The organism is Streptomyces sp. NPDC046876, from assembly GCF_040645035.1.
Taxonomy (GTDB): Bacteria; Actinomycetota; Actinomycetes; order Streptomycetales; family Streptomycetaceae; genus Streptomyces.
Genome location: NZ_JBEYXK010000034.1, coordinates 1 through 12,261, shown reverse-complemented (window position 1 = coordinate 12,261; position 12,261 = coordinate 1). Strand labels below are relative to the sequence as shown.

The window sequence follows — 12,261 nt, the reverse complement described above, 5'->3', positions numbered from 1 at the left end:
TGCGCTAGCGCGGCTTCGCGCGGACGTGGACGCGCTCGCTCTGCGGCCCGAACAGGCTGAGCAGTTCCACGGCCTCCTCCCCGGTACTGCCGAACCAGTGCGGCAGCCGGGTGTCGAACTCCGCGGCCTCGCCCGGTTTCAGCTCGAGGTCCCGCTCCGCGAGGACCAGCCGCAGCCTGCCGCTGAGCACGTACAGCCACTCGTACCCCTCGTGCGTCCGCAGCTCCGGTACGCGGCGCGTGCCGGGGATGACCATCTTGAACGCCTGGAGCCCGCCCGGGTGCTGGGTCAGCGGCACGATCGTCACCCCCGCCCGCCTGATCGGCTTCAGCCGCACCCGCGGATCGCCGACCGGCGGCGCCCCGACCAGCTCGTCGAGCGGCACCCGGTACGCGCGGGCCAGCGGCAGCAGCAGCTCCAGGTTCGGCCTGCGCTCCCCGGACTCCAGACGGGACAGGGTGCTGACCGAGATACCGGTGGTCTGCGCCAGCCCGGCCAGGGTGATCCCGCGCGTCTTGCGCAGCTCGCGCAGGCGCGGACCCACGGCGGCGAGCACCGCGGCGTCGTCGTTTGCCATATCGGCAACCTTACTTTGCGGGCCGCGCCGGCCGGGCGCACCGTGGGGCCACCCGTCCGTCAGAACCGGGCCGGCCGGGCCACCGTCGCCATCCGCCCCACGGAGTCCACCTTGAAGCCAGCGCTCGCCGGAAGAGAAGACCACCCCGCCACCGGGGACGGGCAGCACACACACCCGGCCCGCCGGGCGCTGGCCGCCCTGTCGCTGTCCATGCTGCTGTCCTCGCTCGGCACGAGCATCGCCAACGTCGCCCTGCCGTCGCTGGCGAAGGCGTTCAACGCCTCCTTCCAGGACGTCCAGTGGGTCGTCCTCGCCTACCTCCTCGCCGTCACCACCCTCATCGTCAGCGCCGGCCGGCTCGGCGACCTCCTCGGCCGCCGCCGGCTGCTCCTCGCCGGGATCGGCGCCTTCACCGCCGCCTCGGCCCTGTGCGGCCTGGCCCCCACCCTCCCGCTGCTGATCGCGGCCCGCACGGCCCAGGGGCTCGCGGCGGCCGTCATGATGGCCCTCACCACGGCGTCCGTCGGCCCGGCCGTCGCCAAGGACCGGACCGGCAGTGCCATGGGGCTGCTCGGAACCATGTCCGCCGTCGGCACCGGGCTCGGCCCCTCGCTGGGCGGCCTGCTGATCTCCGCCTCCACCTGGCGGGCCGTCTTCCTCGCCTGCGTACCCCTGGGCGCCCTGGCCCTCGTCCTCGCCCGGCGCCACCTGCCCGCGGACCGGCCGGACCGGCGGGACCGGCGGGCCACCGCAGCCCGGCCCCGCTTCGACCCGGCCGGCACGGCGCTGCTCGCCCTGACGCTGGCCGCGTACGCCCTCGCCATGACCTTGGGCCGGGGCCGCTTCGGCCCGCTCAACCTGGCTCTGCTCGGGGCGGCCGCCGCCGGGGCCGGCCTGTTCCTGCTGACCGAGACGCGGGTGGGGTCCCCGCTGCTGCGGCCCGCGATGCTCCGGACGCCAGGACTCGGCGCCGGGCTGGCGATGAGCGGCCTCGTCTCGACGGTGATGATGGCGACTCTGGTCGTCGGCCCCTTCCACCTCGCCGGGGCCCTCGGCCTGCCCGCGGCCCTGGTCGGACTCGCCATGTCGGCGGGCCCCCTCGTCACGGCGTTCACCGCAGTGCCGGCCGGCCGGCTTGTGGACCGCCTCGGCGCGCGGCGCGTGACCTTCGCCGGCCTCGTAGCGATGGCGGCCGCCGCCACGGTGCTGGCGGCAGTGCCGGCCGCGCTCGGCGTCGCGGGCTACCTCGTCCCGCTCGTCGTCCTGACCATCGGGTACGCGCTGTTCCAGACGGCCAACAACACCGCCGTCATGGCCGACGTCGACCCCGGTCGGCGCGGGGTCGTCTCCGGCCTGCTCAACCTCTCGCGCAACCTCGGGCTCGTCACCGGGGCGTCCGTGATGGGCGCGGTGTTCGCGCTGGGCGCGGCGACGGCCGACGTCACCGCGGCTCCGCCCGCGGCCGTCGCCTCCGGTACGCGCACCACATTCGCCGTCGCCGCGGTCCTGATCGGCGGCGCGCTCGCCCTCGGCTCCGGGACCCGTACGCCGTCGCGGCGGCGCTTCCGGGAACCGAGAGGCGCGGGATTCCCTCTCGGTGGGTGAGGGAGAGGGGGATAACGCGTATGCCCATGACGGTGACGGGGACCATCGCATCGAGGGCCTGGCGGGCCGTGGCGGCGGGAGTGCTCTGCGGTGTGCTCGCGGCCTGCGGCACCGCGCCGCGGGCCACGGGAGGGCCGCGCACGCCGCCGCCCGTGGAGAACACGTGCGGCCTCGACCTGACGACGGACCGCTCCGACGGCGGCAACGCGGGCCCGCCGACGGAGGAGGAGACGGGCAGCGCCGGCCCGCCCACGGAGGAGCAGACGGGCAGCGCCGACCCGCCGACCGACGAGGAGACGGGCCCGCCCGACCCGCCGACCGACCAGGACACCGGCAGCCCGGGGCCGTGCGTCGCCGCGGGGTGGTACGACATGACCCGCGAGTTCAACGCCTACTTCGCCGGGCACCGCACGGAGTCGGACGCGATGATGCCGGCCGGGCCCGCCCAGGAGGTCCGGGTCCGCCGGGCGGGTGGCGCCGGGGAGGCACGGGTGACCTTCCGGACCCGGTCCGTCGGCAAGGGCGAGGCGGAGGACGGGCGCAGGGTGGCGCAGGTGTTCGCCGAGTGGCGGCGTGCGGCGTACGGGGACAGCGGCACGGTGGTCGTCAGGTCGACCGAAGGCCGCGAGGTGGCCACCACACCCTGGTGAGGGTCGGGCATTCCAGCCTCGCCGAAGTCTGGGGCGCGGGGCCCGGGCTGGGAACCCCGGCTCCGCCGGGCACCGGGCTCCGCCCGGACCCGCGCCTCAATCGCCGGCGGGGCTGGATTGGCCGGGCTCTCGGTTCGGTGCCGGTGACTGCTGTCGTTTCGGCTTTACCGGTTGCTGGTTTCGAAGCCGTGGGTCGGCAAAGTCCAGCCTCGCCGGCGTTTGAGGCGCGGGGTTTGGGGCGGAGCCCCAAGGAACCCGGCTTCGCCGGTACCTGGCTCTGCCCGGGCCCATGCCTCGATCGCCGGCGGGGCCGGAATGGTCGGGCTCTCGGTTCAGGGTGTCGGGGAGTGCTTGGCTTCGGCTTCGCCGGTTGCTGGTTTCGAGGCCGTGGGTCGGCAAAATCCAGCCTCGCCGGCGATTGAGGCGCGGGGTCTGGGGCGGAGCCCCAGTAACCCCGGCTCCGCCCGCCCTCGCAGCCGGGCTCCGACAATTCCAGCCTCGCCGGCGTTTGAGGCGCGGGGTTCGGGGCGGAGCCCCGAGGAACCCGGCTTCGCCGGTCAGGCTGGCGGCGGGGGCCAGGTTTCGTTCCAGAAGGGGCAGCGGTGTTCGGCCTCGGCGTCGAGGGTGGTGATGCCGCCCGGGCCCGGGGCGAGGGACAGGACGGAGGCGGGGCGCGCGAAGCGCGGCCACGTCGGGGCGCCGGGCACCGCGGGGGCGCCGGTGCGGGCGAAGCCCGTCCAGTAGCCGATCATCCGGTCGGACAGCACCCGCTGCGGCCCGCTCAGCGCCACCCCGTAGTCGAAGAGGTACGGCAGCTCGAACCCGTGCGCCGCCCCGAAGGGGAAGCCCTCCACCGCCGGCAACCCGGTGAAGTTCGGCGCGTCCCGGTCGCCGAACCGGTAGACGTACGTCGGCACGTACCGCGCCAGACGGCGGCCGTCACGCAGCCCCGGGCAGACGAACGACGCGTCGGTCATCACGGCTGCCCACGCCAGCGCCGGCGTCGGGTAGGCCCCGACCGGGTAGCGGGCGGCGACGGCCGCGGCTGCCGGGGGCCCGAAGGAGAGCTCCAGGCGGCTGCGGTAGGCGGCTTCGTCGGGGATGGGGAACCCCCGCAGGACCGCCGCCAGGAACAGCCGCATTTCGTCGCGGTTCGTGCCCAGGATCACCGGAACCCGGTGGAAGCGGCCGGTCTCCAGGGCCAGCCGCGGCTCCACGGGCAGCACGCCGTTGCCGTACGACACGAGGCTGAACCGCTGCATGAGCTCCGGCGCCGCCAAGGCCGCCGCATCCACACCGCGCAGGCACTCCACGGCCTCCTCCGGGTCGGAGCGTTCGCAGCCCAGGGCGGCCGCCGTCGCGGTGCCCTGCGCGACGGTGGTCTGCTCGGGGACGAAGGGCCGGTAGCGGGCCTGGTCGGGCAGGACCGACCCCGGAGGGGATTCGAGCGAGCAGGGCCCGCTCTGCGCGACCGCCCGCCGGAACAGCCCGCCGGAGGCCGGGGAGGCGAGGTGCGCGCAGACGCTGAGCCCGCCGGCGGACTCGCCGAACAGGGTGACGTCGTACGGGTCGCCGCCGAAGCCGCGGATGTTCGCCCGCACCCAGCGCAGCGCCGCCTGCTGGTCGGCGATCGCGAAGTCCGGGGCGCCGCCGAGCCCCGGATGCCCGAACAGGCCGAAGGTCCCGAGCCGGTAGTTGACCGTGACGACCACGGTGTCGCCGCGCACGGCGAGCGACTCCGGCCGGTACAGGTCACCGGCGCCGGAGGTGAACCCGCCGCCGTGGATCCACACCATCACGGGCCGCGGCCGCCCGGCCGGGGCGGGGGCGGCGGGAGCGGTGACGTTCAGGTAGAGGCAGTCCTCCGAGCCGCTCAGGCCGCCCGGCCCGAGGGAGGGCCGCTGCAGGCAGCGGCTTCCGGGGCTGCCGGCGTCGCGGACGCCCTCCCAGCGCGCCGGGGGCTGCGGGAGCCGCCAGCGGAGCGAACCGGTCGGGGGAGCGGCGAACGGGATCCCGTCGAAGGTGAGGTACGTGCCGTGGGCCCGGCCCCGTACCTGCCCGCGGTCGGTGTCCACGATCGGCTCCGCCGCCGAGCCCGAGCCCGAGCCCGAGCCCGAGCCCGAGCCCGAGCCCGAGCCCGAGCCCGAGCCCGAGCCCGAGCCCGAGCCGGCGCCCGAGCCCGCGCCGGCCGCCGAGCCCGCGCCGGCCGCCGGGGCCGCCGCGGCGGCGAGGAGCAGGACGGCGCACAGCAGCATGCGCAGGGGCCGGACCGAGCGCGCACGGGGCACGGCCCACCGCCTTTCAGGGGCGTCTCGTCGTCAGGCAGCGGGATCTGCGCGCGGTCTACCGCCGGCCCAGCACGCCCCGTACGTACGCGGCCTGGCCGGCATGCTGGAGGTCGTCGGCGAGGACGCTGACCAGGCGGACCCCGAGGGTGACCGGGGGATCCCAGCGTTCGTCCACGACGCGCTCGAGGTCGGCGGCGGCCAGCGAGCGGATGAACGCGGTGCTCTGTTCGTGGACGGCGTCGAAGTAGCCCAGCAGCAGCTCGCCCGACTCGACGCGGACCGAGGCGACCCGGCGGGCCGTGTGCCCGAAGCCGGTGTCCGCGGCGGGCAGCGGCAGCGCGAACCGCGACTGCCAGTCCTGGGCCGTCCAGACCTGTTCCCGGCCCGAGGCGTCCGCCAGGTGGTCGTCCTGCACCCGGGTCAGGTGCCAGACCAGCCAGGCGATCGAGTTCGCCCCCGGGTCGATCCGGGCGTTCAGCTCCTCGGCCGCCAGCCCTTCGACCGCCTCGTGCACCACCTCCGAGATCCGCCCGTACCCGTCGGCCAGTACCTGCGTCGCCTTCATCCACCGTCCCCAGATGTCGCCGTGTCGGTCGTACCGCCGGGCGTGCGGCGACGGCCGGCGGTTCGCTGCCGTCGGCCGAAGCCTTGGACCACGCCCTGCTACATCGGATCCATACCCCGATCGTCGATCTTGCTCTCCTTCTCGCTCTGCTCCTGCAGCCGGCGTGCCTTGTCCTGGAGGCGCCGCCGCTCCTCGGGATCGGTGGAGCGCTCCGCCGCCAGGTTCAGTTCGTGGGCCTTCTCGCGCAACTGCCGGACGCGACCGCTGGATTCGCCTGCACCGCTCATGACCACTCCTCTGGTGTGGGGATTAAGGAGAGCGGATTCAGCGAAGCAGCAGTGCAGCCGGGGCGCATCTCGAACCGTCGCCCCGCGTGACGGCCCGCGCCGCGGGTCCCCCGTTTGCCCGCCGCGCATGGCGCAGTGCGGCGCGGTCGCGGTGAATGGGAGGGGTGCGTGCTCCCCTGGCGCACGCCGACCGGTGTCGCGGCCGCAGCCCGGCAGAGCCAAAGCCAAAGCCAAAGCCAAAGCCTTCCGTGAACGGCGGCCGATCGCTCAGGCCGCCGTCGCGCGCCGCCGGTGCGGTGGCCGGCGGGTGCGGGTCCAGTCCAGCAGCTCCTGCTCCGGCCAGGTGTTGACGACGCGCTCGGCCGGTACCCCGCAGTCGACGGCCCGCTCGCAGCCGATCAGCTGCCAGTCGAGCTGGCCCGGGGCGTGGGCGTCGGTGTCGATGGCGAACAGCGTCCCGGCCTCCACCGCGAGCCGCAGCAGTCGGCGCGGCGGATCGAGCCGCTCGGGCCGGCTGTTGATCTCCACGGCGGTCCCGGACTCGGCGCACGCGGCGAAGACCGCTTCGGCGTCGAACTGCGATTCGGGACGCCCCCGGCCCGTCACCAGCCGCCCGGTGCAGTGCCCGAGGACGTCCATGAGCGGGTTGCGTACGGCGGCCAGCAGCCGGCGCGTCATCGCGGACGCCTCCATGCGCAGCTTGGAATGGACGGATCCGACGACGAGGTCCAGCTCGTCCAGCAGCTCCGGCTCTTGGTCGAGGGAGCCGTCGAGGAGGATGTCGCACTCGATGCCGGTCAGCAGCCGGAAGGGCGCCCAGGTCTCGTTGAGCTCCGCGACGACCGCGAGCTGCTCGCGCAGCCGCTCCGGCGAGAGCCCCCGGGCGATGGTCAGGGTCGGCGAATGGTCGGTGAGCACGGCCCACGCGTGGCCGAGTTCGGCGGCCGTGCGGCCCATGGCCTCGATGGGGCTGCCCCCGTCGGACCAGTCCGAGTGCAGATGGCAGTCCCCGCGCAGGGCCGCGCGCAGCGCCCGGGCGGCGGGTGTCGCGGGCGGGCCCTCGGGGTGCGCCGCGGCCTCGTCCTCCAGCTTCTTCAGGTATCCCGGTACCTGCCCCGCCACCGCCTCCTGGACCACGCGGGCCGTCTTCGGCCCGATGCCCTTGACCTCCTCCAGCGTGCCTGCCGCCACGCGCCGGACCACGTCCTCCTCGCCCAGGCGCACCAGCGCGGCGGCCGCCCTGCGGAAGGCCTGCACCCGGTAGGAGGGCGCCAGCGCGCGTTCCAGCAGGAACGCGATCCGCTCCAGTGCGGCAACCGGGTCCATGGGCGACACCTCCGGGTCCGTCCGACAGCCCACCCCCGCGACTCACTCCTCGTATGCCCGGTTCCTCCTGCTTCTCCCCTCTCGTCGGCGACCCGCGCACCCCAAGGATTCCTTGGGAAGGTCATAAGAGCTGTTTATGGGGCCATAAATAGGGGGTGGGTGCTGGGTTAGGGTGACCTTAGTTTAGTGTTCCCTTGATCCAGTTTTTGTCGGTCGAAGGGAACCTGTCATGCCTCGCCCCCTGCGGGTAGCAATCGTCGGCGCCGGCCCCGCCGGTATCTACGCCGCCGATGCGCTGCTGAAGTCCGAGGCCGCCGCCGAGCCGGGCGTCTCCATCGACCTCTTCGAGCGGATGCCCGCCCCCTTCGGCCTGATCCGCTACGGCGTCGCCCCCGACCACCCGCGCATCAAGGGCATCATCACCGCCCTCCACCAGGTCCTCGACAAGCCGCAGGTCCGCCTCTTCGGCAACGTCGACTACCCGGGCGACATCACCCTCGACGAACTGCGCTCGTTCTACGACGCCGTCGTCTTCTCCACCGGCGCCACCGCCGACCGCGCCCTCGCCATCCCCGGCGTCGAACTCGACGGCTCCTACGGCGCCGCCGACTTCGTCTCCTGGTACGACGGCCACCCGGACGTCCCGCGCACCTGGCCGCTGGAGGCCGAGAAGGTCGCCGTCCTCGGCGTCGGCAACGTCGCCCTCGACGTCGCCCGCATCCTCGCCAAGACCGCCGACGAGCTGCTCCCCACGGAGATCCCGGCCAACGTCTACGACGGCCTGAAGGCGAACAAGGCGCTGGAGGTCCACGTCTTCGGCCGCCGCGGCCCGGCGCAGGCGAAGTTCAGCCCCATGGAGCTGCGCGAGCTCGACCACTCGCCCACCATCGAGGTCATCGTCAACCCCGAGGACATCGACTACGACGAGGGCTCGATCGCCACCCGCCGCGCCAACAAGCAGGCCGACATGGTCGCCAAGACCCTGGAGAACTGGGCGATCCGCGACATCGGCGACCGCCCGCACAAGCTCTTCCTGCACTTCTTCGAGTCGCCCGCCGAGATCCTCGGCGAGGACGGCAAGGTCGTCGGCCTGCGCACCGAGCGCACCGAGCTCGACGGCACCGGCAACGTCAAGGGCACCGGCACCTTCACCGACTGGGACGTCCAGTCCGTCTACCGCGCCGTGGGCTACCTCTCCGACGAACTGCCCAAGCTGCCCTGGGACGTCGACTCCGGTACCGTGCCGGACGAGGGCGGCCGCGTCATCGAGGCGGGCGAGCACCTGCAGTCGACGTACGTCACCGGCTGGATCCGCCGCGGCCCCATCGGCCTCATCGGCCACACCAAGGGCGATGCGAACGAGACGATCGCCAACCTCCTGGAAGACCACGCGGCCGGCCGCCTGCACACCCCCGCCGAGCCGGCGCCGGAGGCCGTCGAGGCCTTCCTCGCCGAGCGCAGCGTCCGCTACACCACCTGGGAGGGCTGGTACAAGCTGGACGCCGCCGAGAAGGCGCTGGGCGAGCCGCAGGGCCGCGAGCGCGTGAAGATCGTCGAGCGCGAGGACATGCTCGAGGCAAGCGGCGCGTAAGGCAGTCGGCAGCACGGTTCGGTGCGGCGGCGGGGGTCCGATGGCGGCGGACCCCCGCCGCCGCACGTACGTATGTCCGTACCCGATGGCGTGGGGCGGACGGAATGCGGGGCGGCTGCCGGTGGTTGGTCCGACCGACGCGGAAGCGTCCGGGCCGGACGACCGGAGACCCGGACGACGACCGGACGACAACCGGAAACGACCGGGCAACCGGCAAGCACGGGAGGCCCCATGAAGATCGGCATCATCGGCGCGGGCAACATCGGCGGCAACCTCACCCGACGCCTGACCGCCCTCGGACACGAGGTGTCCGTGGCCAACTCCCGCGGCCCCGAAACCCTCGCCGACCTCGCGAAGGAGACCGGCGCGACGCCCGTCGCCGTCACCGAGGCGGCCCGCGGCGCCGAGGTGGTCGTGGTCACCATCCCCCTGAAGAACGTGCCCGACCTGCCCGCCGGGGTCCTCGACGGCGCGGCCGACGGCTTCGCCGTCATCGACACCGGCAACTACTACCCCCGCCGGCGCGACGGGCGCATCGCCGCCATCGAGGACGAGGGCCTCACCGAGAGCCGCTGGACCGAACGCCACCTCGGCCACCCCGTCGTCAAGGCCTTCAACGGCACCTACGCGCAGGACATCCTCGACCGGCCCCGGCCCGCCGGCGCCCCCGACCGCATGGCCGTCCCGGTGGCCGGCGACGACGAGGCCGCGAAGCGGACCGTACGGGCCCTCATCGACGAACTCGGCTTCGACACCGTCGACGCGGGCGGCCTGGACGACTCCTGGCGCCAGCAGCCCGGCACCCCCGTCTACGGGCTGCGCGCGGGAGCCGAGGCCGTCGCCAGGGCGCTCGCAGAAGCGTCGCCCGTCCGCCAAGAGGACTTCAAGGGCTGACGATTGACACCCGGTCGGCGGGGGCCGACGGCCGTCGGCGAGGGCCGCCGCCCCTGTAGGGGGCAGTGCGTCCGATCGGCTGCACGGGCGGTACGCGGCCACTACCGTGGCACCCATGAGTGCCGATGACCTCGATCCCGAGGACGTGTGGCCGCTGCCCCCGGCCTGGATGTTCGGCTGCGCCAAGTGCGCCCGGCTCTACCGCTCCATGAAGGAGATCCAGGAGGCCACGGCGGAGCTGTTCCTCACCGGGGAGCGGGGCGTCGACTGGGACCCCATGGACAGCGGACCCGGTTCGAGGATCCGGCTGGCCCGGCACATGGCCCTCACCCACGAGGAACTGCTCCCCGACTGGGCCACCGGCTGCGAGCGGTGCGCCGAGCACCGGCAGCGGGTCGAGAAGACCGCCGCGTCGGACCTCGCCGCCGGCGCCGCCCTCGTCGGCGCCGAGCACCGGGCCGCCCACCTCTTCGTCCCGCCGCGGGGGCTGGGCCTGCTGTAGTGCGGTGACAGGAAAGGTTCACCGGGTCGCGAAGCTCCCCAGGCGAGCGCTGGGAGGTGCCCCCGGGCACGGCACCACGCCGCGTTGTCGGCGCTCGCGCGTATGTCCAGTACGAGGCGGGGCCCTCCGCCTTGCGATGGACCGCCCGGACGCCGGACCCGGCAAACCTTCCCGGCCACAGCTCCAGGGCGGGCTTCTGCTAGGTTCCTTGGCCGAGCCACCGGAGCCGTGGAAGGGCCGGCCATGCACGCCAGAACCAGACCCCGTCTGCTGATCGCCGCAGCGGCGCTGTCGGCTGCGCTGGTCGCCTGCTCGGCCCGGCCGCAGGCACCGGCCGCGCCGTCGGCCCCTGCCGGGTCGCCGGCTGCTGCCGCTGCTGCGCCGTCGCCGGTCGGTGCGGTGGCCTCCGCGGCCACCACGCCGAGCGCGGCGGCCGAAGCCACCGCGCCGGCATCGCCGCATGCGGCGGCCTCCGCGGCGCCGCGGGAGGCGGCCGCACCGCTGCCGACCCGTACGACCCTGGCCGTGACCGCCGCGGGCGGTCGGCTGGAGCTGGTCCGCGGCGGCGCCGCCCGGGAATTCACCGTGACCCTGCGGGGCGGCAGCGCGCAGGCCTACCGGCATCTGCTGGTCGCCTTCCAGATGGAGCCGCTGCCCGGCGGGCCTGCAGAATCCTTCCTGCTGGAGCGGCGCGACCCGGTGAGCGGGGCGTGGCGGCCCGCGGCCCTGCGCATCGCGGGGGACGCCAAGCCGGCTCACCTGTACGAGGGCGGCACGCCTCTCGCCGCGGGCGCGCTCCGCACCGAGCGCTACCGGCTGCGCGCCACCGCCGAGGGCGTGGTCGGCAGCAGCCCGCTCATGGTGTACGCCGTCGACACCGATGCGGTGGAGGGGAGCCCGGCCGACGTCACGCGGGCGGCCTCGGCCTCGCTGCCCGTGGCCGCCGCCCGAGCGGGGGCGACGGGAGGGTGAGGGTCCTGCGTGCCGCCGACCGCCGGGCCGTGGCCTGGAAGAACGGCGGGGGAGTGACCCGCGAGATCGCCGCCTGGCCCGAGGGAGCCGGCATGGACGACTTCGCGTGGCGCGTGAGCCTGGCGGAGGTGGCCGCCGACGGCCCGTTCTCGGCGTTCCCCGGGGTCGACCGTACGCTGACCCTGGCCGAGGGGGCCGGCATGCACCTCACGATGGCCGGAGCCATGCGCTCGGTCTCGGAGCGGTACGCCCCGGAGCGGTTCCCGGGCGATGCCCCGACCCACTGCCGCCTGCTGGACGGCCCGGTCGTGAACTTCAACGTGATGTACCGGCGGGGCCTTGCGCCGGCCGACACCGCGGTGGTCCGAGGCGCCCTGACCCTCGCCGCCGCGCCGAGCACCGTCCTGCTGATCGTGCCCCTGGCCGGCCCGGCGGAGCTGACCCTCCCCGACGGCGGAACGGTCCACTTGGCCCGCCACGATGCGGCCCTCCTCCGCACCCGCGCCGGCGGCCTTCTCCACGCCCCCGCCCCCACGGCGGTGGTCCACCTCCCCACCCCCTGACGGCCCCAGCCGCCCCTTCCGGCCTCGCCGGCGTTCGAGGCGCGGGGTTTGGGGCGGCGCCCCGAGGAACCCGGCTCCGCCGGGCACCGGGCTCTGCCCGGACCCGCGCCTCAAGCGCCGGCGCGGCTGGTTTTGCCGGACTCCGGCTTAGGATCTTGGCCCCAGCCGAGGGCTGCGCCGCGGCCGCGCCGGTCCAGCCTCGCCGGCGTTCGAGGCGCGGGGTCTGGGGCGGCGCCCCAGGCCACCCGGCTCCGCCCTGCGTAGCCGAGGTCCGGCATATCCAGCCTCGCCGGCGTTTGAGGCGCGGGGTTCGGGGCGGCGCCCCGAGGATCCCGGCTGCGCCGGGCAGGGGGGGGGGGGGGGGGCCGCCGCGGCGGGCGCGCGGCGCGGGGGGGGGGTATGGGGGAGAGGGAGGAGAGAGGGGAGAGAGTGGTGTTAAGT

General features: G+C 74.7%; 12 protein-coding genes. 7 read left to right on the top strand and 5 right to left on the bottom strand.

Annotated elements, in window-relative coordinates:
• Nucleotides 1-4: 4 nt before the first annotated feature.
• Nucleotides 5-577 (bottom strand): XRE family transcriptional regulator, encoded by a 573-nt coding sequence (locus ABZ924_RS19660; RefSeq protein WP_361910996.1) that lies wholly within the window; start codon nucleotides 575-577, stop codon nucleotides 5-7.
• A 111-nt stretch (nucleotides 578-688) separates the two neighbouring features.
• Between ABZ924_RS19660 and ABZ924_RS19655 the strand changes: the two genes are divergently transcribed.
• On the top strand, nucleotides 689-2,182 hold the full coding sequence (locus ABZ924_RS19655; RefSeq protein ID WP_361910992.1) for an MFS transporter: 1,494 nt from the start codon (nucleotides 689-691) through the stop codon (nucleotides 2,180-2,182).
• A gap of 20 nt (nucleotides 2,183-2,202) precedes the next feature.
• The gene (locus tag ABZ924_RS19650; RefSeq protein ID WP_361910989.1) at nucleotides 2,203-2,832 is read left to right on the top strand and encodes a hypothetical protein; all 630 of its coding nucleotides are present in this window, start codon (nucleotides 2,203-2,205) and stop codon (nucleotides 2,830-2,832) included.
• 557 nt (nucleotides 2,833-3,389) lie between these two features.
• Here the strand turns inward: ABZ924_RS19650 and ABZ924_RS19645 are convergent.
• The 4 genes from ABZ924_RS19645 to ABZ924_RS19630 form a co-directional block, all read right to left on the bottom strand.
• Nucleotides 3,390-5,120, bottom strand: a complete 1,731-nt coding sequence (locus tag ABZ924_RS19645; RefSeq protein ID WP_361910986.1) for a carboxylesterase family protein — start codon at nucleotides 5,118-5,120, stop codon at nucleotides 3,390-3,392.
• A gap of 55 nt (nucleotides 5,121-5,175) precedes the next feature.
• The gene (locus tag ABZ924_RS19640) at nucleotides 5,176-5,685 is read right to left on the bottom strand and encodes a DinB family protein (RefSeq protein ID WP_361910983.1); all 510 of its coding nucleotides are present in this window, start codon (nucleotides 5,683-5,685) and stop codon (nucleotides 5,176-5,178) included.
• Between the two features lie 98 nt (nucleotides 5,686-5,783).
• A complete protein-coding gene (locus tag ABZ924_RS19635; RefSeq protein WP_361910980.1) occupies nucleotides 5,784-5,972 on the bottom strand; it encodes a DUF6381 family protein in 189 nt (62 codons plus the stop codon).
• A 267-nt stretch (nucleotides 5,973-6,239) separates the two neighbouring features.
• Nucleotides 6,240-7,298, bottom strand: coding sequence for a PHP domain-containing protein (locus ABZ924_RS19630; protein ID WP_361910978.1), 1,059 nt, complete (start codon nucleotides 7,296-7,298; stop codon nucleotides 6,240-6,242).
• Nucleotides 7,299-7,527: 229 nt separating this feature from the next.
• On the opposite strand from ABZ924_RS19630, the gene ABZ924_RS19625 reads away from it, so the two are divergent.
• The 5 genes from ABZ924_RS19625 (at nucleotide 7,528) to ABZ924_RS19605 (ending at nucleotide 11,820) form a co-directional block, all read left to right on the top strand.
• A complete protein-coding gene (locus ABZ924_RS19625; protein WP_361910975.1) occupies nucleotides 7,528-8,889 on the top strand; it encodes an FAD-dependent oxidoreductase in 1,362 nt (453 codons plus the stop codon).
• A gap of 72 nt (nucleotides 8,890-8,961) precedes the next feature.
• On the top strand, nucleotides 8,962-9,783 hold the full coding sequence (locus tag ABZ924_RS19620) for an NAD(P)-binding domain-containing protein (RefSeq protein ID WP_361910973.1): 822 nt from the start codon (nucleotides 8,962-8,964) through the stop codon (nucleotides 9,781-9,783).
• A gap of 115 nt (nucleotides 9,784-9,898) precedes the next feature.
• On the top strand, nucleotides 9,899-10,285 hold the full coding sequence (locus ABZ924_RS19615; protein ID WP_361910970.1) for a hypothetical protein: 387 nt from the start codon (nucleotides 9,899-9,901) through the stop codon (nucleotides 10,283-10,285).
• A 243-nt stretch (nucleotides 10,286-10,528) separates the two neighbouring features.
• Entirely contained in the window at nucleotides 10,529-11,257 is a 729-nt protein-coding gene (locus tag ABZ924_RS19610) for a hypothetical protein (RefSeq protein WP_361910967.1), read from the top strand.
• Nucleotides 11,254-11,820, top strand: coding sequence for a HutD family protein (locus tag ABZ924_RS19605; RefSeq protein ID WP_361910964.1), 567 nt, complete (start codon nucleotides 11,254-11,256; stop codon nucleotides 11,818-11,820). Before ABZ924_RS19610 ends, ABZ924_RS19605 begins: the two co-directional genes overlap by 4 nt.
• Nucleotides 11,821-12,261 lie beyond the last annotated feature (441 nt).